The sequence below is a fragment of the Pseudomonas sp. PvP027 genome (assembly GCF_017833005.1).
GTDB lineage: Bacteria > Pseudomonadota > Gammaproteobacteria > Pseudomonadales > Pseudomonadaceae > Aquipseudomonas > Aquipseudomonas congelans.
On record NZ_JAFIBK010000001.1, the window covers coordinates 4903594 to 4925687 of the forward strand.

Annotated in this window: 23 protein-coding genes; 14 read left to right on the forward strand and 9 right to left on the reverse strand. The window is 58.8% G+C overall.

Annotated elements, in window-relative coordinates; all coding sequences use genetic code 11:
* The first annotated feature begins 75 nt into the window (after positions 1-75).
* The 3 genes from JOE33_RS21275 (at position 76) to JOE33_RS21280 (ending at position 2007) form a co-directional block, all read left to right on the forward strand.
* Entirely contained in the window at positions 76-1275 is a 1200-nt protein-coding gene (locus JOE33_RS21275; protein ID WP_187625750.1) for an MFS transporter, read from the forward strand.
* A complete protein-coding gene (locus JOE33_RS26025; RefSeq protein WP_003404263.1) occupies positions 1272-1394 on the forward strand; it encodes a hypothetical protein in 123 nt (40 codons plus the stop codon). Before JOE33_RS21275 ends, JOE33_RS26025 begins: the two co-directional genes overlap by 4 nt.
* A 61-nt stretch (positions 1395-1455) precedes the next feature.
* Positions 1456-2007, forward strand: a complete 552-nt coding sequence (locus JOE33_RS21280) for a glutathione peroxidase (protein WP_187625748.1) — start codon at positions 1456-1458, stop codon at positions 2005-2007.
* Between the two features lie 257 nt (positions 2008-2264).
* Here the strand turns inward: JOE33_RS21280 and JOE33_RS21285 are convergent, their stop codons facing one another.
* The 3 genes from JOE33_RS21285 to JOE33_RS21295 form a co-directional block, all read right to left on the reverse strand.
* A complete protein-coding gene (locus JOE33_RS21285) occupies positions 2265-3539 on the reverse strand; it encodes an outer membrane protein transport protein (protein ID WP_033832659.1) in 1275 nt (424 codons plus the stop codon).
* A gap of 248 nt (positions 3540-3787) precedes the next feature.
* The gene (locus tag JOE33_RS21290; RefSeq protein ID WP_002554588.1) at positions 3788-4006 is read right to left on the reverse strand and encodes a hypothetical protein; all 219 of its coding nucleotides are present in this window, start codon (positions 4004-4006) and stop codon (positions 3788-3790) included.
* A gap of 481 nt (positions 4007-4487) precedes the next feature.
* The gene (locus JOE33_RS21295) at positions 4488-4793 is read right to left on the reverse strand and encodes a hypothetical protein (RefSeq protein ID WP_010433566.1); all 306 of its coding nucleotides are present in this window, start codon (positions 4791-4793) and stop codon (positions 4488-4490) included.
* A 751-nt stretch (positions 4794-5544) separates the two neighbouring features.
* Between JOE33_RS21295 and rmuC the strand changes: the two genes are divergently transcribed.
* The gene (gene rmuC, locus JOE33_RS21300) at positions 5545-6909 is read left to right on the forward strand and encodes a DNA recombination protein RmuC (protein WP_187625749.1); all 1365 of its coding nucleotides are present in this window, start codon (positions 5545-5547) and stop codon (positions 6907-6909) included.
* A gap of 199 nt (positions 6910-7108) precedes the next feature.
* Positions 7109-7231: a PA1414 family protein gene (locus JOE33_RS26030; RefSeq protein ID WP_003418154.1), complete on the forward strand. Its 123-nt coding sequence runs from the start codon at positions 7109-7111 to the stop codon at positions 7229-7231.
* 86 nt (positions 7232-7317) lie between these two features.
* Here JOE33_RS26030 and JOE33_RS21305 read toward each other — a convergent pair whose 3' ends face one another.
* A complete protein-coding gene (locus JOE33_RS21305) occupies positions 7318-7614 on the reverse strand; it encodes a hypothetical protein (RefSeq protein WP_096102227.1) in 297 nt (98 codons plus the stop codon).
* 225 nt (positions 7615-7839) lie between these two features.
* Here JOE33_RS21305 and JOE33_RS21310 point away from each other — a divergent pair, with 225 nt between their 5' ends.
* Together JOE33_RS21310 and JOE33_RS21315 are read left to right on the forward strand one after the other, a co-directional pair.
* Positions 7840-8439, forward strand: coding sequence for a DTW domain-containing protein (locus JOE33_RS21310; RefSeq protein WP_096125609.1), 600 nt, complete (start codon positions 7840-7842; stop codon positions 8437-8439).
* A gap of 100 nt (positions 8440-8539) precedes the next feature.
* Positions 8540-9499: a DMT family transporter gene (locus tag JOE33_RS21315; protein WP_187625747.1), complete on the forward strand. Its 960-nt coding sequence runs from the start codon at positions 8540-8542 to the stop codon at positions 9497-9499.
* Positions 9500-9519: 20 nt separating this feature from the next.
* Here JOE33_RS21315 and JOE33_RS21320 read toward each other — a convergent pair whose 3' ends face one another.
* The gene (locus JOE33_RS21320; protein WP_011268572.1) at positions 9520-10134 is read right to left on the reverse strand and encodes an NAD(P)H-dependent oxidoreductase; all 615 of its coding nucleotides are present in this window, start codon (positions 10132-10134) and stop codon (positions 9520-9522) included.
* On the reverse strand, positions 10127-11521 hold the full coding sequence (locus JOE33_RS21325) for a class II fumarate hydratase (RefSeq protein ID WP_003342769.1): 1395 nt from the start codon (positions 11519-11521) through the stop codon (positions 10127-10129). The genes JOE33_RS21320 and JOE33_RS21325 overlap by 8 nt, the downstream gene beginning before the upstream one ends.
* 169 nt (positions 11522-11690) lie before the next feature.
* Between JOE33_RS21325 and JOE33_RS21330 the strand changes: the two genes are divergently transcribed.
* The 7 genes from JOE33_RS21330 to JOE33_RS21360 all read left to right on the forward strand — a co-directional run bounded on the left by JOE33_RS21330 (position 11691) and on the right by JOE33_RS21360 (position 19508).
* Positions 11691-12218, forward strand: a complete 528-nt coding sequence (locus tag JOE33_RS21330) for a DUF2059 domain-containing protein (protein ID WP_003314637.1) — start codon at positions 11691-11693, stop codon at positions 12216-12218.
* Positions 12219-12233: 15 nt separating this feature from the next.
* The gene (locus tag JOE33_RS21335; RefSeq protein ID WP_002554579.1) at positions 12234-12527 is read left to right on the forward strand and encodes a BolA/IbaG family iron-sulfur metabolism protein; all 294 of its coding nucleotides are present in this window, start codon (positions 12234-12236) and stop codon (positions 12525-12527) included.
* Positions 12528-12714: 187 nt separating this feature from the next.
* Complete coding sequence (locus JOE33_RS21340) at positions 12715-13653, forward strand: rhodanese-related sulfurtransferase (RefSeq protein ID WP_163031873.1); 939 nt, start codon at positions 12715-12717, stop codon at positions 13651-13653.
* A 3-nt stretch (positions 13654-13656) separates the two neighbouring features.
* Positions 13657-14289 carry a DsbA family protein gene (locus JOE33_RS21345; RefSeq protein ID WP_122694951.1) on the forward strand — a complete coding sequence of 211 codons (633 nt, stop codon included), beginning with the start codon at positions 13657-13659 and terminating at the stop codon, positions 14287-14289.
* Positions 14282-16108, forward strand: coding sequence for an ABC transporter ATP-binding protein (locus JOE33_RS21350; protein ID WP_122694952.1), 1827 nt, complete (start codon positions 14282-14284; stop codon positions 16106-16108). The genes JOE33_RS21345 and JOE33_RS21350 overlap by 8 nt, the downstream gene beginning before the upstream one ends.
* 123 nt (positions 16109-16231) lie before the next feature.
* A complete protein-coding gene (locus JOE33_RS21355; RefSeq protein ID WP_122694953.1) occupies positions 16232-18694 on the forward strand; it encodes an EAL domain-containing protein in 2463 nt (820 codons plus the stop codon).
* Positions 18695-18725: 31 nt separating this feature from the next.
* The gene (locus tag JOE33_RS21360; protein ID WP_187625746.1) at positions 18726-19508 is read left to right on the forward strand and encodes an iron-containing redox enzyme family protein; all 783 of its coding nucleotides are present in this window, start codon (positions 18726-18728) and stop codon (positions 19506-19508) included.
* Between the two features lie 27 nt (positions 19509-19535).
* On the opposite strand, the gene JOE33_RS21365 is transcribed toward JOE33_RS21360, so the two are convergent.
* From JOE33_RS21365 to mupP, 3 genes are all read right to left on the reverse strand, one after another.
* Entirely contained in the window at positions 19536-20462 is a 927-nt protein-coding gene (locus tag JOE33_RS21365) for a GGDEF domain-containing protein (protein WP_010433601.1), read from the reverse strand.
* A gap of 207 nt (positions 20463-20669) precedes the next feature.
* Positions 20670-21410 carry a YciK family oxidoreductase gene (locus tag JOE33_RS21370; RefSeq protein ID WP_010433604.1) on the reverse strand — a complete coding sequence of 247 codons (741 nt, stop codon included), beginning with the start codon at positions 21408-21410 and terminating at the stop codon, positions 20670-20672.
* A 12-nt stretch (positions 21411-21422) separates the two neighbouring features.
* Entirely contained in the window at positions 21423-22094 is a 672-nt protein-coding gene (mupP, locus tag JOE33_RS21375; RefSeq protein WP_010433607.1) for an N-acetylmuramic acid 6-phosphate phosphatase MupP, read from the reverse strand.

Consider the following 22094-nt stretch of genomic DNA (forward strand, 5'->3'; position numbering starts at 1 on the left):
TCGGCACCGCGTAGCTTCGCGAATCGCGGGTAAAACCATGTAACACAAAGCGCAGGGAGCTTAACCATGACATCGATCTGGCGTACCAGTGGCTGGGTTCTGCTGGGCAGTGCGTTGATTCTTGCGCTTTCGCTGGGTACGCGGCACGGCTTCGGTCTGTTTCTGGCGCCCATGAGCGCCGAGTTTGGCTGGGGGCGTGAAGTCTTTGCCTTTGCCATTGCCTTGCAGAACCTGATGTGGGGTCTGGCGCAGCCATTCGCTGGGGCGCTGGCAGATCGATTTGGTGCGGCGAAGGTCGTCTTCGTCGGTGGTGTGCTGTATGCCGCAGGTCTGTTGTGCATGAGTACCGCCGATTCTTCCCTCAGCCTTTCACTGAGCGCCGGTCTGCTGATCGGTATCGGTCTGTCCGGCACATCGTTTTCGGTCATCCTCGGTGTCGTGGGGCGCGCGCTGCCCGCGGAAAAACGCAGCATGGGCATGGGGATCGCCAGCGCAGCCGGCTCATTCGGTCAGTTCGCCATGCTGCCCGGTACATTGGGATTGATCAGTTGGCTGGGCTGGTCCGGTGCCTTGCTGGTACTGGGCGTGATGGTGGCGTTGATCCTGCCTTTGGTGGGCATGCTCAAGGATACGCCGAGCGTATCCACCGGCGTCGAACTGACCCTCGGCGAGGCGCTGCGTGAGGCGTGCTCGCATTCAGGATTCTGGCTGTTGGCGCTGGGGTTCTTTGTCTGCGGCTTTCAAGTGGTGTTCATTGGCGTGCATTTACCGGCCTATCTGGTGGATCAACACTTGCCCGCCAAGGTCGGCACTACGGTGCTGGCCCTGATCGGCCTGTTCAATATCTTTGGCACCTACACCGCAGGCTGGCTGGGCGGACGCATGTCCAAGCCCCGACTGCTGACCGTGCTTTACCTGTTGCGTGCGGTGGTGATCGTGCTGTTTCTCTGGATACCCTTGAGCCAGACCACAGCGTATCTGTTCGGTGTGGCGATGGGCTTGCTGTGGCTGTCCACCGTGCCGCTGACCAACGGTACGGTGGCGACACTGTTTGGTGTGCGCAACTTGTCGATGCTGGGCGGCATTGTCTTCCTGTTTCACCAGTTGGGCGCCTTCCTCGGTGGCTGGCTGGGCGGGCTGGTGTATGACCGCACCGGCAGCTACGACCTGATCTGGCAAATCTCGATACTCCTGAGTCTGCTCGCGGCGGCGCTCAACTGGCCGGTACGCGAGCGCCCGGTGGCACGGTTGCAGGCGCAGGGCAGTCTGGCGTGAGTCGGCGCTGGCCTCTGCTGGCGGCGCTGCTGGTGGGCGCGGTGGTGCTGGGATTGCTCTGGTGGGCCTGGCAGCATGTCGGGCTGGCCGCATTGCAACTGGGAATGGGCGCTTGCTAGGCAGACGCTCCGGCATGGGGTAGCGTGTCGGCAGACGACAACAATATTCAGGGCTGCCATGATGAACATTCGCTTTTTTTCGATCCCTCTTTTGCTGCTGGCCATGAGCGGTGCTGCAATGGCTGCCGACTGTCCGCCGTTGCTGCAAGGCGAGCTGCCCAAGCTGCGCGCCAAGGAAAACATCGACCTGTGCAAGCGCTTTGCCGGCAAGCCGCTGGTGGTGGTCAATACTGCCAGTTTCTGCGGCTTCGCCCCGCAGTTCAAAGGCCTTGAAGAACTGAGTCAACGATACAAAGGGCAGGGGCTGGAGGTGCTGGGCGTGCCGTCCAATGACTTCAAACAGGAAGCCAAGGATGGTGAGGAGACCGCCAAGGTCTGCTACGTCAATTATGGCGTGACCTTCACCATGACCGAGCCGCAGGCCGTGCGCGGTGATGATGCGACTCATTTGTTCAAGGTGCTGGCCGAGCAGAGCAGTGCGCCGCGCTGGAACTTTTACAAGTACGTGGTCGACCGCCAGGGCAAGGTCATTGCCAACTTCTCCAGCGTGACCAAGCCGGATGATCCGGAGCTGATCGCAGCCATTGAAAAGGCGATTGCGTCGAAGCCTTAGGGGGCAAAAAAGGGCGGCTTGAGTCTTGTCTGAATCGACCTGGCATCGCAAAAAACTGGTGTGACGCGGAGCGCCACATAGAGGACGCAGAGCGTCCAGAACTGCATGCCGACGCGGAGCGTCGGCACGATAGTCAGTCAATGACGCGGAGCATCTGCACGATAGTCAATCAATGCAGGTCTGAGCGCACCAGACACGCAATAAAAAGCCCGCAACCATCACTGGTTGCGGGCTTTTTTCAGCCTGGCAGTTGCTTATCAGAAGCGATAGGTAACCGAAGTGCCCAGGCCGTGAGCGGTGTTGCGATAGTCGGCGCTGTACGAACCTTTGGTCGCGCTGGAATCGCGGATCTTGGTTTCGTCTTCACGCAGGTACGAGTACGCCACGTCGATGGTCAGGTCGTCGGTCGGGCTCCAGCCTGCACCGAAGCTGATGATCTTGCGATCGCCAGTCGGGATGCGTGGGGAGCGGTTGACGTTGTTGGTCGGCGACTGATCAACGGAGAAGCCGGTGCGCAGCGTCCACTCTTTATTGACCTTGTACGAAGCACCGATGGCATGTGCCCAGGTGTCGTGCCAGTTCTGTTCTTCGCTGATGGTGCCGATAGGGCCGGCCGAGCCGCCCAGCAGGGCAGGGACGCCATCGTTGTTGACGGTGATGTCTTGCAGGCGACTCCAGCGAGTCCAGGTGCTGCCGGCATAGACCGTCCAGTTCTCGTCGATCTGCTGGGTGATGGAGAAGTCCACGGACTCAGGCGTGGAAATGTCCAGCGAAGCGTCATACTTCTGACCGCCGAAAGGACCGAAGCCCGAACCTTCGATCTTGGTCTTGCCCTTGAGCTTGTAATCGACCTTGGAGTGGTAAGTCAGCCCCAGACGAGTGGTGTCGGTTGCCTGCACCAGGATACCGGCATTGAAGCCGATTGCGGTGTCATCGCCTTCGATCTTCACCTTGCCGTCGTTACGGCCGGGTGTTGCGGCGTTCAATGTTGCCGAGGTCAGCTCGCCGTCGATACGGTTGATCGTCGGGCCGAAACCGATGGAGACCTTGTCATTGAATGCATAGCTGACAGTCGGCTGGAAGGTCACGACCTGGACGTGACTCTTGTCACCCCAGTAGCGGCCAGCGAAGCCTTTTTCGTAATCGGTGACCAGGCCGAACGGTACGTACACGCCCAGACCAAATGCCCAGTGATCATCGATTGGTTTGACGTAGTAGCCCATGGGTACGCCGACCACCGGAACCATATCGCCGTCGTTGCTGCCGCCAAATGTGCCACGACCGTTGTCGATATCGGTCTTGGCGATCACGGCAGCCGCGCCGCCGCTGATTTGTTCACGTTTGAGGCGGGACATACCGGCAGGGTTGCCGAATACGGTGCTTGCGTCATCTGCTGACGAGGAGCGACCTGCAAAGCCGGTGCCCATGCCGCTGATGCTTTGTTCGTTGAGGGCAAAGCCGGCAGCGAGCAGTTGAGAAGAGGCCAGACCCAGTGCGAGTCCAAGTGTTGTCCGGTTCAATGCTTTTGTCATTATTTTCATTATTAGAACTCCTTGTTGTTCACCGGTCGAAAATTACCAACATTTTCGACGGCGCGCTATAGGCTGAGGAGCCCGATTTAGAGCTATTCTTGTAGGACAATCCTGGCCAAGGAGTAGGAACTGTGAATTAGTGCAGGTTCAGAGCCTTATCCTTGGATGATGACGCTGTTATAAAGCGCGCATAAAAAAAGCCCCGCCTTTGCAGTGCGGGGCTTTCGGCTTGCGGTGCAGCGTTTTCGTCAGGCGATGAGGGCCTGACGGGTACGCTCGATCACGGCCTGCAGCGGTTCGGCGCTGGCGTACTGATCGGGGTACAGGCGTTCGCTGTGGCGGGCGATGCCGTGTTCATTGACGATGGTGAAACTGAAGCAGCCTTTGCGAGCGGCCATGATCAGGCAGTTCATTGGAGCAAAAGCGTTGGTCAATGTGTGAATTGCATGTTGAGTCTGAGTATTCATATTCAAGGTGTTTCCTGAAGCAACACGGAACAATACCGTGCAAAAATAAAGATTCCAGTAAACGCGGGCCGACATTTGATACAAAAGCCTGGCTGGGCGGAGAACCTGACTGGAACAAAGACAGGCAGTTGAAGCGCGCTTTATCGTATGGCGCTCTGGCTGACCGGTAGGTACTTAGGAGGGCAGGCAACACAACAGGAGCAAAGGTTCTACGCTCCGGGTGAAGATCCTGATCAATTGCAGGCTGGTTGAAGCAGACCATGAGAGCCATGACTGCACTGTCACCCCAAATGGTGCATCAGCGCGAAAGGTTCATGTCTGGAAACCATCGAGGTGGTCGATCCCTTGTTGCCAACATTCTCGTCGCATGGAGGAGTGTCTGTCGGGGGACTTGTCGACCGGAATTGATTTTCAGCTTGGTACTAACGGCGGCGATATTACCCGCCTCATCAGGACATTGCAAGTGGCAGTGAATAAATCTTCACCAATGCCCTGCCAGGCGATAGATCAGCACGGTGACTGACGCAACCATCGAGCAGCCCAGCAGGTAGGCAGTAATGGTAAGCCGCAGCGACCTGCGGCTTTCGATGGCGCGCATGATATCGCCTGTCGCGTTGATACGCCCGTTGCTCAAGTCACTGCAGATGATCAGCATCAGGGCGATCGCTGACAGCAGCACGCTGTAGGCGAACACGCCGCCGTCCGGGGGTGGCAGTACGATACTGACCGCCAGGGCGACGAGACAAACGGCCAACAATAGCAGGAAGAACTTGGCTATCTCCTTCATGGATTCCTTCACTGAATCGTTGGTGAATTAGAGTGGGGGTGCATTTTTGGCAGTGCTTGGACCGCAAAATGTGCAATTTGTCGCCCGCTTCGCTTCGTTGCCCTGAATAATGCGCGAAATGCGTCGTCACACATCTCGAACCGGAAACTGAAAACCTGCTGAAAGCCTTGTATTCATTGAGAATGCGATGCAATTGGACATGCAATATATGATGCATGAAATGACGAAAAACGGCCTTGAGGATGAGTTGTGCACATTAGCGGCACAAGCTGCCACATCACTGTCACAAGCGCAGCTAAGGGTTTGATTTATGATGGTGAATTATTAAGTCAATGAAAAACATCGTTTTTTTTAGCTGGTGAAAAAATCGTCAGTTTGAGCGCAGGCCCCATGCTGCTTGCGTTTGCGGAAGTTAAAGGGGGGTTGTCCACTGAGTTATCCACAGCTTCTGTGGATTGTCCCGAGCAAAATGTCCCCCTAATAGGGGCTGTGTGCTTTGCTGAAAACGCGTACAATCCGTTCCCCCGATTTGCCCCCGCCTGTTGATCCCGTCTCACCCGAGACGATGTTTCTGCTGCACTATCACGCTCTACCCAATCTGCCGCTGGCTTTATTATTCAGCCCGCATGGAGTCTTTATGGCACTGGACCTGAACAGCCTGTTACTGGGGCTTGCCGCAGCAGCGTTGCCCTTGCTGGCCCTGCTCTGGCATCTGCAGCGCCGCCTGGCTGCTCGTCAGGCTGAGAGCGCACTGCTCGATGAGCGTCTGAGCATGGCGCAAATGGCGCAGGAAGGTCTCAATGCCCAACTGGATGCATGCCGTGACGAGGTCAGCGACCTCAGCCAGGCCAACGCGGCCAAGCAGGCTGACCTTGCTGCGTTGCGCCGCGAGGTCGAGTTGCTGCGCCATGAAAGCGATAGCGCCCGCGAAACGGCACAGGACTGGAATCACGAGCGTGCCGCCAGAGAGGCAGAGTTGCGTCGTCTTGATGCGCAGTGTGCAGCGCTTAACGCTGAGCTGCGTGAACAGCAGGATGGCCATCAGCAGCGCCTGAACGATCTGCAGGGTTCCCGGGATGAGCTGCGCGCGCAGTTTGCCGAGTTGGCGGGCAAGATTTTCGATGAGCGCGAGCAGCGCTTCGCCGAGACCAGTCAGCAGCAGTTGGGCCAATTGCTCACGCCGCTCAAGGAGCGTATCCAGTCGTTCGAAAAGCGTGTCGAGGAAAGTTACCAGAACGAAGCGCGCGAACGCTTTTCCCTGGCCAAGGAACTGGAGCGTCTGCAGCAGTTGAATCAGCGTTTGAGTGACGAGGCGACCAACCTGACACGCGCCTTGAAGGGGCAGAAGACCCAGGGCAACTGGGGCGAGCTGATTCTGGAGCGTGTGCTGGAGCATGCCGGGCTTGAAAAGGGCCGTGAGTACCAGACGCAAATCAGCCTCAAGGGGCCGGACGGCGAGCGCTTTCAGCCTGACGTGTTGATCATGTTGCCGGGCGACAAGCAGGTGGTGGTCGACGCCAAGGTCAGCCTGACGGCTTACCAGCAATATGTGTCTGCTGATGATGAGGTCATTGGTCAGGCTGCGCTGAAGCAGCACGTCCTGTCGTTGCGTAACCATGTCAAAGGCTTGTCGGGCAAGGATTACAAGCGTCTCGAGGGGCTTCACAGTCTGGATTTCGTTCTGCTTTTCGTACCGATCGAAGCAGCCTTCTCTGCCGCCTTGCAGGCCGAGCCGAACCTTTTCCAGGAAGCCTTCGACCGCAATATCGTGATTGTCAGCCCCACGACCTTGCTTGCCACCTTGCGGGTAATTGACAGCCTGTGGAAGCAGGAGCGTCAGAGCCAGAACGCCCGTGAGATTGCCGAGCGGGCAGGCTGGCTTTATGACAAGTTCGTGTTGTTCATCCAGGACTTGGATGAGGTAGGCAACCGCCTGCAGCAGTTGGACAAGGCCTATTCGGCAGCGCGCAACAAGCTGACGGAAGGGCGCGGCAACCTGATCAGCCGCAGCGAGCAGCTCAAACTGCTGGGCGCGCGGGCCAGCAAGAGTCTCCCCGCCGATCTGCTGGAACGGGCGATGACCGATAATGATGGCCTGATCAGCCCGCCTGATTGAGCCGTAGGGCTCGTCGGCGTAATGTTCAGTAACAGGCCGTCCGTCGCAAAGACTAGAAGCGATCCTGCACAAATGTCACATTGACTCCATCGGGAAAATTGTTTCCCGGTGCACTCGGCTAACAGTTCATTTGCTTCTATGATCTCTAGTGAGTGATGAGTACGGATCGACTGCCGAGTATTTCCCTCAAGGGGGCTCTATGAATAGCAAACTGCAAGAATGGCTCCACGATGTAGGCGTTGCATTGGGTTTGATAGAACGCCCAAAACTGCAACCGATTCCGGTTCGTGCCGATGATGATCGTCGCCGCCAGCGCCGGTAAGCCTTTCGCCTGACCCTGGCCACAGGGTAATGCGCATGTTGAATTTCGTCGGGGCGCACCAGGCGTCCCGATAAAAGGGCCTGCTTTCAATGCTGATGCCCTGGCCCTTTCTCCGACTTTGCCGATCCCTTTTTCGTCTCCTGCAAAACCAGCTTGATGATCCTGTGCAGCGCAAACTGCTCAGGTCTGGCGATTGCCTGTCTCCTGATGGCTTCAGGCAGGGTGAAATCGAAGGCTGCCTCCAAAGCGAGGAAAAAGCGCTCGATATCATCGTCATCAAGGGCCAGATCGACGAGCGTGGCGTCATCCTGAATGGCGCTCTTGTCCACTAGAATGATGCCTAGGGCGTCGAATACCTTTTGCCTGATCTCTTCGCGATTCATGGAAGCCCCTGATGTGGATCTTGTCAGATACAGCAGGCGTACTTCATTTCTCCAGCCCAGATCCATGAGGCTAGCTCAAATCGTTCTTGCAGCTAGGGATTGATCCGCCGTTACGGTGATGATTTGTTTAAAATGCCTGGCTGTTCGACAGGCGGTTTGCGACAACGCTGATTCGTCGCGCAGCGCAGCCTCTTTAACCTTGTGAGATTGACCGAGTACAGATCGATGTCCCGCGCCCGTTGTGAACGTTGTCTGCGTCCTGCCACGCATTGTCTGTGCGCCCTGATTCCCCGGCTGGACAGTCGCACGCGGGTATTGATCCTGCAGCATCCCGATGAAGTCGGCCACGCCTTGAACACTGCGCGACTGGCCGCGCTAGGTCTGGTCAATGCGCAGTTGCTGGTGGGCGAAGTGTTCGATGATCTGCAAGCGCTTCTGAATCTGCCGGGCTATCAACCGCGATTGCTGTTTCCGGGTGACGCTGCGCAGACGCTGACGCCCTATGCTCAGGATTCGCTGCCCATGCTGCTGGTCGTGCCGGATGGCACCTGGCGCAAGGCGCGCAAATTGCTGCACCTCAACCCCTTGCTCGCCGAGCTGCCTAGGGTGACGCCGGGCGCCGCGCCTGTTTCGCGTTATCGCTTGCGCAAGGCGCCGGGACCGGAGGCCTTGTCGACGCTCGAGGCCATCGTTCATACCTTGCAGACGCTGGAAGCACCTAACTCGTTCGAAGCGTTGCTGAAGCCGTTCGACGCGTTGATCGAAGGTCAGATTCAGGCAATGGGCAGTGAGACCTACCTTCGCAATCACAGCGGCCAAAGTTAAAGAACACAATTCGCGCCGTTAACTGCGCCCAGCTGTAACTGTCACTTTGCCGATCAGCGCCTAGAATGAGTGTTCTGTTCTATCTCTTGCGGAAGTTGCGATGCACATCTCGTCTGGTCGCTGGGTCTATGGCCTTTGTCTGTCACTGTTGACCGCGCTGCTGTGGGGCATTTTGCCGATCAAGCTCAAGCAGGTGCTGCAGGTGATGGATCCGGTGACCGTGACCTGGTTCCGCCTGGCTGTGTCTGGTGCGCTGTTGTTCATCTGGCTGGCCTCGGTCAGGCGCCTGCCCAGCTTCAAATTACTGGGGCGCAAGGGCAGGGTGCTGGTCGGTCTGGCGGTGTTCGGTCTGGTCGGCAACTATGTGCTGTACCTCATAGGCTTGCGGCTGCTGAGCCCGGGTACCACGCAATTGCTGGTTCAGGTCGGTCCGATTTTTCTGTTGATCAGCAGCATCTTTCTGTTCAAGGAGCGTTTCAGTCTGGGACAGGGCATCGGCCTGATGGTGCTGCTGGTGGGCTTCGGGTTCTTTTTCAATCAGCGTCTGGTTGAGCTTTTCACCTCGTTGGGCGATTACACCCTGGGCGTGCTGGTGGTGCTCCTGGCCTCGACCATATGGACGTTCTACGGGCTGAGCCAGAAGCAGCTTCTGACGGTATGGAATTCGCTGCAGGTGATGATGGTGATCTACCTGTTTTGCGCCCTGTTGCTCACGCCGTGGGCACACCCCGCCGAGGCTTTGCTGCTGAGCCCGTTGCAAGGCTGGCTGCTGCTGGCTTGCTGCCTGAATACGCTGGTGGCCTACGGCGCCTTTGCCGAAGCGCTGGCGCACTGGGAGGCCTCGCGAGTCAGTGCGACGCTTGCGCTGACGCCCTTGGTCACGCTGACCGCTGTGGCGGTTGCCGCCTGGCTGTGGCCGGATTACGTGCAGGCTGAAGAGTTGAACATGTTGGGTTACGGCGGTGCGCTGCTGGTGGTGACCGGGTCGGCGCTGACTGCGCTTGGCCCTTCGCTGGTCGCCGGCCTCAGGGCACGCAAGGCCCGGCTGGCGCAGGCCTGAATGGCGGGGGCTCGAGCCGCTCAGCGCCTGCCCAGGCCCTGCGCCTGAATAATCCATTCCTGGCGCTGCTGCTCGCTGGCACTGTGCACCGGTGCGAACTCGGTCAGGCGTTTGGTCTTTATCCCGCAAAAACCGAGAATGGTGCGCACCATCTGCCGGTGCGCTGGCGCGCCGTAAATCCAGTGAAAATAGCGCGGCGGTGTGTCCATGGCGACCAGCAGTTCCGCCGTCCGGCCCCGGAGCAGTTCATTGGATGAGTGCTTGCGGCCATGCACCTTGAACGCAAAACCGGGTGTCAGTACCCGGTCGAAAAAGCCCGTCAGCAATGCCGGCAAGCCGCCCCACCAGACCGGATAAACGAAGACCAGATGCTCGGCCCAGTGAATCTGGCGCTGAGCTTCGAGCAGATCTGGCTCAAGTGTCTGTGTCTGATCGTAGCCGTTGTGCAGAATCGGATCGAAGTCCAGTTCGCCGAGCTTGATGACCCGCACCACATGCCCTTCACCGCGCGCTGTCTGCGCATAGGCGTCACCCAGGGCATGACAGAAACTGATGGCCTTCGGCGTGCCGTAGACCATCAGGATTCGTTTGCCATTCCCTTCCAGTGGCGTTGCGCCGCTTCTGGCATCAGCCATTACTGCCTGCCTCGAGCATTTTGTCCGGCCGCACCCAAGCGTCGAACTCTTCATCGGTCAGGTAACCCAGCGCCAATGCCGCTTCGCGCAAAGTCAGACCTTCGGTGTAGGCTTTCTTGGCAATCTGCGCCGACTTGTCATAGCCGATATGCGGATTGAGTGCGGTGACCAGCATCAGGCCGCGCTCCAGGTGCTCGGCCATTTTTTCGCCATCCGGCTCCATGCCCGCGATGCAGTGTTCGTTGAAATTGCTGCAGCCGTCGGCCAGCAGTCGAATCGACTGCAGAACGTTATGAATGATCACCGGCTTGTACACGTTCAGTTGCAGGTGACCCTGACTGGCGGCGAAGCCGATGGTCACGTCGTTGCCCATGACCTGACAGGCGAGCATCGACAAGGCCTCGCACTGCGTCGGGTTCACTTTGCCGGGCATGATCGAGCTGCCTGGCTCATTGGCGGGCAGTCTGACTTCTGCCAGCCCGGCACGCGGGCCTGAGCCCAGCAGGCGCAGGTCGTTGGCGATTTTCATCAGCGTACCGGCCAGCGTCTTCAATGCACCGGACAACGCTGCAAGTGGCTCATGACCGGCCAGCGCGGCGAACTTGTTGGGAGCGGTGACAAACGGCAGGCCGGACAGCGCAGCCAGTTCTGCGGCAATGGCCTCGGCAAAGCCTTTGGGTGCATTGAGCCCGGTGCCGACTGCCGTCCCGCCCTGAGCCAGCTCGTAGACGGCGGGCAGGGCGGCGCGAATGGCCTTTTCAGCGTAATCGAGTTGCGCGACAAACCCCGACAGCTCCTGGCCGAAGGTAATCGGCGTCGCGTCCATCATGTGCGTGCGCCCGGTCTTGACCAGCTTCATGTGCCGCGCGGCCTGTTCGGCCAGCCCGCTGGACAGTTCGGCGATGGCGGGCAGCAACTGCTCCTTGACCGCCTGGGCAGTGGCGATGTGCATGGCCGTCGGGAAGCAGTCATTGGAGCTTTGCGAGCGGTTGACATGATCGTTGGGGTGGACTGGCGACTTGCCGCCCCGACCCTGGCCAGCCAGTTCGTTGGCGCGGCCTGCGATCACCTCATTGACGTTCATGTTGCTTTGCGTGCCACTGCCGGTCTGCCAGACCACCAGCGGAAATTGCGCGTCATGCTGACCGTCGAGCACTTCGTCGGCAGCCTGCTCGATCAGGCGGGCGATGTCGGCAGGCAAATCGCCATTTCGATCGTTGACACGTGCAGCGGCTTTCTTGATCAGGGTCAGCGCGTGCAGGACGGGCAGCGGCATTCGCTGGTCGCCAATCGCAAAATTGATCAGTGAGCGTTGGGTCTGCGCGCCCCAGTAGGCATCTTCGGGGACTTCGATCGGGCCAATGCTATCGGTTTCGGTGCGGCTCACTGGTCTTACTCCTTTAAGTGCGTTGCAGGGTTAGGTGTCCATATGCCCACAGGGTTCCCGCGCAGTGCTTTTTAACCGCTGGGTGAACCGGGGGTTGAGCCAAAAGCCCAGATAAGCGCAGAATGGTCGGCCCTGGGGTAATGCCTCGTTTGCTAGATAAGGAAACTCGATGACCCGTCTTCGTGCCATTTGTACCGCGGTAGCCCTGGTCTGTGCCAGCGGCCAGGTCTTCGCCGACACCGCCAGTCACAACGCGAGCGCCGAAACGTTCCTGAAGCTTGCCAACGCCGATCGCTTGGGCGCTCCGGTCTACGCTCAGGTTCAGCAGATGTTCGCTCAGCGTTTTGCTGAAACCAAGGCACCTGCATCGAAAAAAGCCCTGCTTGAAACCTATCAGGCCAAGGCCAACACTGCTCTGGACCAAGCCATTGGCTGGAACAAGCTCAAGCCCGAGATGGTCAAGCTGTACACCGCCAACTTCACTGAAAGCGAGCTGAAGGATCTGGTTGCGTTCTACCAGTCGCCACTGGGCAAGAAAGTGATGACCAAAATGCCTGAGCTGGCTCAGCAGTCGGCCCAGCTGACCCAGAGCAAACTGGAAAGCGCTGTTCCGGTTGTCAACAAGCTGCTGGCTGACATGACTGCCGAACTGGAACCTGCCAAGGCAGCTGCTCCTGCTCCGGCCAAAAAGCCCTGACAGGCGATTTCCATCATGACCATGCAACAACGAATCGAGTCAGCGCTTGCGCTGCTGCAACCGCATCATCTGCAAGTGCTCGACGAGAGTCATATGCACAGTCGTGGTCAGCAGACCCATTACAAGGCTGTTCTGGTCAGTGATCAGTTTCAGGGCCTGAATTCGGTCAAGCGGCACCAGAAGGTTTACGCCACGCTGGGGGCGCTCATGGGCGAGTTTCATGCACTGGCGTTGCACACCTACACGCCTGAAGAATGGTCGAAGGTAGGTGCGGCGCCTGCTTCGCCGACCTGCGCCGGCGGGCATTGATCAGGGCTTTTTACTGATCCTGCCCCCTTGCCGGGGCGATTGCCCCGCCGAGCTGTCTGCTGTACTCCGGTTTTTGCTAGAATCCGCACCGCGCCGCCTGGCCGGTGCGTTTTTTTGGTCCGCAATTTTTTACCCGGTAGGCCCTTTGCGAGGGTCGCCACTGGAGAAATACATGACTCAAGAGCCGATGACTCAGCCGATCGTCGTGGCCGCGCTGTACAAGTTCGTCACCCTCAGCGATTACGTGGAGCTGCGCGAGCCGCTGTTGCAGGCGATGGTCGACAACGGCATCAAGGGCACGCTGTTGATTGCCGACGAGGGCATCAACGGCACAGTGTCCGGCACTCGCGAAGGCATCGATGGCCTGATGGCGTGGTTGAAGAACGACCCGCGCCTGATCGATATCGACCACAAGGAATCCTACTGCGACGAGCAGCCGTTCTATCGCACCAAGGTCAAGCTCAAGAAAGAGATCGTGACCCTGGGTGTCGAAGGCGTCGACCCGAACAAGAGCGTCGGTACTTACGTCGAGCCCAAGGACTGGAACGACCTGATCAGCGATCCCGAAGTGCTGCTGATCGATACTCGCAACGATTACGAAGTCTCGATCGGCACCTTCGAGGGCGCCATCGATCCGAAGACCACGTCGTTTCGAGAGTTTCCGCAATACATCAAGGCGCATTTCGACCCGGCAGTGCACAAGAAGGTCGCCATGTTCTGCACCGGTGGCATCCGTTGCGAAAAAGCCTCGAGTTACATGCTGGGCGAGGGCTTCGAAGAGGTCTATCACCTCAAGGGCGGCATTCTCAAGTACCTGGAGGAGGTCCCCGAGCAGGAAAGTCATTGGCGCGGCGAGTGTTTCGTGTTCGACAATCGGGTCACGGTTCGCCATGACCTGACCAAAGGCGATTATGATCAGTGCCACGCGTGTCGCACACCTATCAGTGCCGAGGATCGCGCCAGCGAGCATTACTCGCCCGGCGTCAGCTGCCCGCATTGCTGGGATTCGCTGAGCGAGAAGACGCGCCGCAGCGCCATCGACCGGCAAAAGCAGATCGAACTGGCCAAGGCTCGTAACCAGCCTCATCCGATCGGTCGCAACTATCGTTTACCCTCCGAGGCCTGAGCCATGTCTGCCCGCCTGATCTATGTCATGGACCCGATGTGCTCCTGGTGCTGGGGCTTTGCTCCGGTTGCCGACGCGTTGGTGCAACAGGCTCGGGCGGCGGGCGTGCCGCTGCATCTGGTCATGGGCGGGCTGCGCTCCGAAGGTGCTGCGCTGGAGCCGGCCAAGCGTCGCTACATTCTCGAGCACTGGCAGGCGGTCGAAGAGGCCACCGGCCAGCCGTTTCGTCGCGAAGGTGCGCTGCCGGAAGGATTTGTTTACGACACCACGCCTGCCTGTATGGCCGTCACGGCGGCTCGGCAGTTGGACCCGGACCGCGCCTGGGAACTGGTCGGACTGATTCAGCGAGCGTTCTACAGCGAGGCCCGGGATGTGACGCGTCCGTCGCTGCTGGCTGAACTCGCGGAGCAGACGGGGCTGTCGCGTCAGGCATTTGCCGATGAGTTCGAAAGTCCCCAGCGCCAGGCGGCCACTGCCGCCGATTTCGCCTGGGCACAGGATCTGGGCATTGCTGGCTTCCCGACGCTGCTGGCCGAGCGCAACGGTCAGCTGGCGCTGCTGACCAACGGTTACCAGCCGCTGAGCAGCCTTTCGCCTTTGCTGGGTCGATGGCTGGAGCGTGCAGCCAGTGCATGACGAAGCGCCAGAGGCTGGCCGGTCGTCGCACGCTGTTCGCAGTGATGCGCTGAGCTGGGCCGAAATTCGTCGTCTCGCACTGCGGCATAAAAAAGCCCTGTGGCTGGCCAACGGTGTCGCGGTTCTGGCCACGTTGTGCAGTGTGCCTATTCCGTTGCTGCTGCCGTTGCTGGTCGACGAGGTCCTGCTCGGCCGTGGCGATGCTGCGCTCAAGGTCATGGATCACCTGCTGCCTGGCAACTGGCAGAAGGCGGCGGGCTACATTGGCCTGATGCTCTCGTTGACGCTGGTGCTGCGGGTCGGGGCGCTGGTGTTCAACGTTCTGCAGGCGCGGCTGTTCGCCGGGCTGGCCAAGGACATCGTCTATCGTATCCGGCTGCGGCTGATCGAACGGCTCAAGCGCATTTCCCTGCGTGAATACGAAAGCCTGGGCAGCGGTACGGTGACCACGCATCTGGTGACCGATCTGGATACGCTGGACAAGTTCGTCGGTGAAACCCTCAGTCGTCTGCTGGTGGCCACGCTGACACTGGCTGGCACTGCAGGCATCCTGATGTGGATGCACTGGAAGCTGGCGCTGCTGATCATGCTGTTCAACCCGCTGGTCATCCTGCTCACGGTGAAACTGGGCAAGCGCGTCAAGCACCTCAAGAAGCTGGAGAACGACAGCACGTCGCGGTTCACTCAGGCACTGAGCGAAACGCTGGATGCGATTCAGGAAGTCAGGGCTGGGAACAGGCAAGGCTTCTTTCTGGGACGCCTGGGCGTACGCGCGCAGGAAGTGCGTGACTACGCAATCAATTCACAATGGAAAAGCGATGCCTCCGGACGTGCCAGCGGGCTGCTGTTCCAGTTTGGCATCGATATCTTTCGCGCCGCGGCAATGCTTACGGTGCTGTTCTCGGACCTGTCCATCGGGCAGATGCTCGCGGTGTTTAGCTACCTGTGGTTCATGATGACGCCAGTCGAGCAACTGCTGAACCTGCAATACGCCTACTACGCGGCGGGCGGGGCTCTGACGCGCATCAACGAGCTGCTGGCGCGTGCCGACGAGCCGCAATATGCCGGTGGCACCGACCCGTTCGAGGGCAAGGAAACCGTAGGGGTCGAGGTGCGTGGCCTGAGTTTCGGCTATGGCGAAGACCTGGTCCTGGACCAGTTGAACCTGAACATCGCGCCGGGAGAAAAGGTCGCTATTGTCGGTGCCAGCGGTGGCGGCAAGAGCACGTTGGTGCAGTTGCTGCTGGGGCTCTATACAGCCCGTACCGGCGTGATCCGTTTTGGCGGCGTCAGCCAGCAGGACATCGGCCTGGAAACTGTGCGCGAGAATGTCGCCGTGGTGCTGCAGCATCCGGCCCTGTTCAATGACACCGTGCGCGCCAACCTGACCATGGGCCGCGACTGCAGCGATGAAGCCTGCTGGCGCGCACTGGAAGTTGCACAACTCGATCCTGCGATCCGCGATCTGCCACAAGGCCTGGACAGCGTGGTCGGGCGCTCCGGGGTCAGAATGTCGGGTGGCCAGCGCCAGCGCATGGCCATCGCACGCATGGTGCTGTCCGATCCCAAGGTGGTGATCCTCGATGAAGCCACCTCGGCGCTGGACGCTGCCACCGAGTACAACCTGCATCAGGCGCTCGCACGTTTTTTGCGTAGCCGCACGACACTGATCATTGCCCATCGCCTGTCGGCCGTTAAGCAGGCTGACCGGGTAATGGTGTTCGATGGCGGGCGTATTGTGGAAGATGGTGACCATCAGCAGCTGATTGCCGATGGAGGTCTGTACGCCAAACTGTACGGACATTTGCAACAAATCTGATGCGCGAAGCCTCGATCAGCGCACAGGTTGGCTCGATTGCGGGAGAATCACCTGCCATCACGGGCGAATTTAGCCTAGTCTTTGCGCTAGACGTTTATTCAGGCATGTGGTGACGTGAAACCCATGAAGCAAGCATGGACCTTCTCCAAGCCCCGTCTGTTGGGCATCGTGTGGCCTTTCATTGCCGTCGCCCTGTTTCAGGCGTTGCTGGGGTGCGTCAGTCTCTACACCATGTCTGCGGTACGCAGCTATGTGGCGGGGGAGAGTCTTTGGTCCAAGGGACAGAAGGACGCCATTCACTATCTGAGCCTGTACGCCAGCCGTCACGATGAGCGTGACTATCTCAAGTATCAAAAAGCCTTTTCCGTACCTCAGGGCGGTCAGGCGCTACGCAAAGCCCTTGATCAGCCCAACCCGTCGCTGGCCGATGCCAGAAGTGGAATCATTCAGGGCGGCAATCACCCGGATGACGTAAACGGCATCATCTGGATGTACCTGAATTTCCACAACTTCAGTTTCATGAAGCAGGTCATTCACTTCTGGGAAGTGGGTGACGGCTACCTCATGCAACTTGATGAGCTTGCGCGGCATATTCATGAGCGGGTCGTTCAGGGCGCTGTGAGCGCCGCCGAGGTCGATCAATGGCGCGAGCAGATCAATGTCATCGATGAAGGCGTAACGCCTGCTGCGCGCGCGTTCAGTGATGCACTGGGCGAAGGCTCCAGGCTGATCCTCAACCTGTTGATAGCGGTCAACCTGGTGACCGCTGTGGTACTAATTCTCCTGGCGCTGCTGCGGGTGCGACGTCTGATCGTTCAGCGGCGCGTATTTGCCGATGCCCTGCAACTGGAGAAGGAGCGCGCACAGATCACGCTGGAGTCTATCGGCGACGGGGTGATCACCATCGATGTGGCCGGCGCCATTGTTTACATGAACCCCGCCGCCGAGGGCCTCACCCACTGGAAAAGTACTCAGGCCAGCGGGCTTCCCCTGGCTGCACTGTTCAATCTGCTGGATGAAAACGATCAGAAGGACCAGTCAACGCTGGTCGAGCAGATCATCACCGGCAAGCTCAAGGGCGGCAGCGCCAACAGCAAGCTCATTCAGCGGCTTGATGGCAGCACGGTGTCGGTCGCGCTGGTAGGGACGCCGATCTACACCGAAGGCGTGATCAGTGGTGCGGTGCTGGTGCTGCATGACATGACTCAGGAGCAGCAGTACATCGCCGATCTGTCGTGGCAGGCTGCCCACGATCCGTTGACCGGTCTGGTCAACCGCAGCGAGTTTGAGCGCCGCTTGCAGCGAGTGCTCGACGAGGACTGCAGTCAGTGCCGGAGCCACTGCCTGATGTTTCTCGATCTGGATCAGTTCAAGCTGGTCAATGATACCGGTGGCCATGCGGCGGGTGATGAGCTATTGCGGCAGCTTTGCCGGGACTTGCCGCATGGCTTGCGTGACGGGGATACGCTGGCCCGGCTGGGAGGTGACGAGTTCGGTGTGTTGCTGGTCGATTGTCCTGCCGAAACGGCGCTCGATATTGCCGAGGCGTTGCGCGAAGTGGTGCAGCGTCTGCATTTCATGTGGAAAGGTCGGCCATTCATGACGACCGTCAGTATCGGCCTGGTGCACCTAGGCGATACACCTGCGAGCCTGGAAGGGTCATTGTCTGCCGCTGATATGGCCTGTTACATGGCCAAGGAAAGAGGTCGCAACCGGGTCCAGGCCTATAGCGTGGATGACCTGACGCTGTCGATGCGTTTTGGCGAGATGGCCTGGATACAGCGGTTGCACATGGCAATGGACGAGAATCGCTTTTGCCTTTATGCGCAGGAAATTGCATCGATAAAGGGCGAAGTGGGCGAAGTACGGCACATTGAAATTCTCCTGCGTCTGCGCGACGAGTCCGGGCGAATGGTCGTGCCGGATAACTTCATTCCGGCCGCCGAGCGCTACGGACTCATGACTACGCTGGATCGCTGGGTAGTGCACAATGTGTTCAAAGTCATCGCCCAGTGTCAGAGTGATGATCGGCATCAGGTGCCGCAGGCACTATGTGCTATAAATTTGTCTGGATCGAGTATCGGGGATGATACGTTTCTCGAATACCTGAAACAGCAATTCGAGACGTTTGCGGTATCGCCCGAGATGATCTGCTTCGAGATCACCGAGACCAGCGCGATTGCCGACCTGCAAAGTGCGATCAGATTCATCAACGATCTGAAGGGGTTGGGTTGTCAGTTTTCCCTTGATGATTTCTGCTCGGGCATGTCGTCTTTTGCCTATCTCAAGCACTTGCCGGTGGATTTCCTGAAGATCGATGGCAGTTTTGTAAAGGACATGCTCGACAACCCGATCAACAAGGCGATGGTCGAGGTGATCAATAACATCGGTCATGTCATGGGCAAACGCACCATTGCAGAGTACGTTGAAACGCCGCAGATCGAATCTGCGTTGCAGGAAATGGGCGTGGATTTTGCACAAGGCTATCTGATTTCCCGCCCTGAATTGTTCACTTGCGAGAGTCTTTATATTCAGCCCGTACGGCCTGACCCCCTGATGTTCGGCGCGCCAGGAACGCTACGTTAATCAGTTGAAACCCTCATAAGGAGATACCCCAGTGATCGATGCTTTCGATAGAACCGGTCCGCTCATGGATGCCAGCAGTTATCCGGCCTGGGCGCAGCAGTTGATCAAGGATTGCAGCGCTGCAAAAGCACGGGTGGTCGAGCACGAGTTGTACCAGCAGATGCGTGACGCGAAGCTGAGTCCGCAGATCATGCGCCACTACCTGATCGGCGGGTGGCCAGTCGTTGAGCAATTCGCGGTGTACATGGCCAAGAACCTCACCAAGACCCGTTTCGGTCGTCATCCTGGTGAAGACATGGCGCGCCGCTGGCTGATGCGCAATATCCGCGTCGAACTCAATCATGCCGACTACTGGGTGAACTGGTGTGCGGCCCATGAAGTGACGCTTGAAGACTTGCATGATCAGCGAGTAGCACCCGAGTTGCATGCGCTGAGCCACTGGTGCTGGCAGACCAGCTCTTCGGATTCGCTGGCAGTGGCTATGGCGGCAACCAACTACGCCATTGAAGGGGCGACCGGCGAATGGTCGGCCGTGGTCTGCTCCAGCGGCGTTTACGCGGAAGCGTTTCCCGAAGAGACCCGCAAGAAAGCCATGAAGTGGCTCAAGATGCATGCACAGTACGACGACGCGCACCCTTGGGAGGCGCTCGAGATCATTTGTACGTTGGTGGGTAACAAGCCGAGTGTGCAATTGCAGGCCGAGCTGCATCAGGCCGTTACCAAAAGCTACGACTATATGTACCTGTTTCTTGAGCGTTGCATGCAGCTGGACAGGGTCAAGCCGCGAGGACGTGTTGCCGCGCTGGAGGCGTAGGGGCGGGCGAGAAGGCGGGAGAGAGTGCTAGCTTGCCATGGCGATACGATTGCGGCCTTCGCGCTTGGCGACGTAAAGAGCATTGTCGGCACGGCGCAGCAGGCTGTCGGCTGTTTCAGTCGGCAGCAGTGTCGAGCAGCCCAGGCTGACCGTCATGGTCAAGGCCGGGCTAAGCTCGCGAAACTCGAGGTTTCGCACGGCCTGGCACAGACGCTGACCAATCAGCTCTGCGGAATCGGCACCGGTGTTGGATAGAATTACCACGAACTCTTCACCGCCATAGCGGAACACCCGATCAATATTGCGCAATTGTGCTTTGAGGCTCTGTGCGACGGTTTTCAGCACATCGTCACCGGTGTGATGACCGTATTCATCATTCACTTTCTTGAAGTGGTCGATATCCAGCATCAGCAGGGACAGGGGTTGCTTGTGGCGACGCGAAATTTCGATTTCACGGGCCAGGCCCTGATCCATGGCGATGCGGTTGCCGGTGCTGGTCAGCGGGTCACGCAGGGCGGTCTGTGTGGCAATGCGATACAGCAGCGCATTCAGCAGCGGGTACACCAGGCACACCAGCAGGGATTCAAGGTCGCTCAATTGCCGCGTGTCGAAGGGTTTGGTGCCCTGAAACTCCAGTTCGCCGATGCATTTGCCTTCGTGACGCAGGTGAAAACTGGCGCTGTCGGATGACATCTCGCCCAGACGCAGGTGCAGGTCGCTTTCGATATGTCGATACACCAGACCGCTCAAGGGCAGGAACCGTTGTACGCCTTGAAAGAACAGGGTCAGTATCCGCTCGGCTTCCAGACTGGTCTGCAATTGTCGCCCAAGCTGATAAACCAGCTCGGGCAGTGACGGGGGTGGAAGCACGGCGTCAGGTCGATTTCTAAAACCGAGGCGTTGCAGTTCAGCCGTATCGAAGTCGATTGCATGGGTCTGGGTAGGAAAATTCATCTCTTCGCTCCTCAGCACATATTGCTGGCTTGGCTGGGTTAGAGGGGACGTGGCGCCATTCGGTTCATTTTTGGCCAGACTTATTAAAATCAGTGGTTTAGCTGACGCCATCTCTCTGACAGTGGCGCCAGATCGGCAATTCATTGACTTTAAAAGCCGCTTGAAACGGCCTTTGTGACGGTTTTTCGTCACAACAGTCTTCTTATGTCACTGAGCATTCAATGCCTGCCCGTTGATGCCTTTACTGTCCGGCCCTAGAAGGTACAGATAGACAGGCATGATCTCTTCGGGTGCCGGATTGTTCTGCGGGTTTTCATCCGGATAGGCCTGCGCGCGCATGCCGGTCCGGGTTGCGCCCGGGTTGATGCTGTTGGCGCGTACCGTACTGACGCCTTCCAGCTCGTCAGCGAGGGTTTGCATCAGGCCTTCGGTGGCAAACTTCGACACGCCGTAAGCGCCCCATTGCGCGCGTCCCTTGCGGCCCACGCTGCTGGAGGTGAAGGCTATCGACGCATCCTCCGAACGCTGAAGCAGCGGCAGCAGTGCCTGAGTGAGCATGAAGGTGGCATTGACGTTGACGTGCATGACCTGCATGAAGTCTTCGCCGGGCAGATGTTCCACTGAAGTGCGCGGTCCGATGATCGAGGCATTGTGCAGCAGCCCGTCAAGACGGCCGACGGTGCGCTCGATCATGGCTGCCAGGGCGTGGTACTGCGCAGGGTCGGCGCTCTCCAGATCGAAGGGGATGACCAGCGGCTGCAGCAGACCTGCTGCCTTTATCTCGTCATGGACCTGAACCAGGCTGGCTTCGGTCCTGCCCAGCAGCAACACGGTGGCGCCATGCGCTGCACAGGCTTTGGCGGCTGCGGCACCGATGCCGCGAGCGGCGCCGGTAACCAGAATGATCCGGCCCTTGAGCAGTTCCGGGTGCGCGGAGTAATCAAACATGTAAAGCCTCGTTTAGCAGCTGCACAGTGCGTTATCCAGCACCTTGCGCAATTCCAGCGGATGATCGACCACCACGTCGGCGCCCCAGTGATCGGGGTTGTCGTCGGGGTGGATGTAGCCGTAGCGCACCGCGGCGGTTTTAGTGCCGGCGTCGCGCCCGGACTCGATGTCGCGCAGATCGTCGCCTACGAACAGAACACTGGCCGGGTCCAGGTCAAGCATCCGGCAGGCCAGCATCATCGGTTCCGGGTGTGGCTTGCTGTGTGTGACATGGTCAGGGCAGATCAGCAGCGCCGAGCGTTCCGCCAGGCCGAGCCGCTCCATGATGGGCTGAGCAAAGCGCACCGGCTTGTTGGTAACCACTCCCCAGATCAGGCCGGCCTTTTCGATGTCGGCCAGCAGTTCGTCCATACCGTCGAACAGTTTGCTGTGGACGGCGCAGTCACGCTGATAGCGTTCCAGAAACTCCAGGCGCAATGCCTCGAATTGTGGATCCTCGGGGGACATCGCAAAGCTGGCCGCGACCATGGCTCTGGCGCCGCCGGAAACTTCGTCGCGGATCAGTTTTTCCGGCACCGCAGGCATGTTGCGATCGGCAAGCATTGCCTGGGCGATGGCGATGAAGTCCGGTGCGGTGTCGAGCAGGGTGCCGTCCATGTCGAATAAAACTGCTCTCAGGCGCAT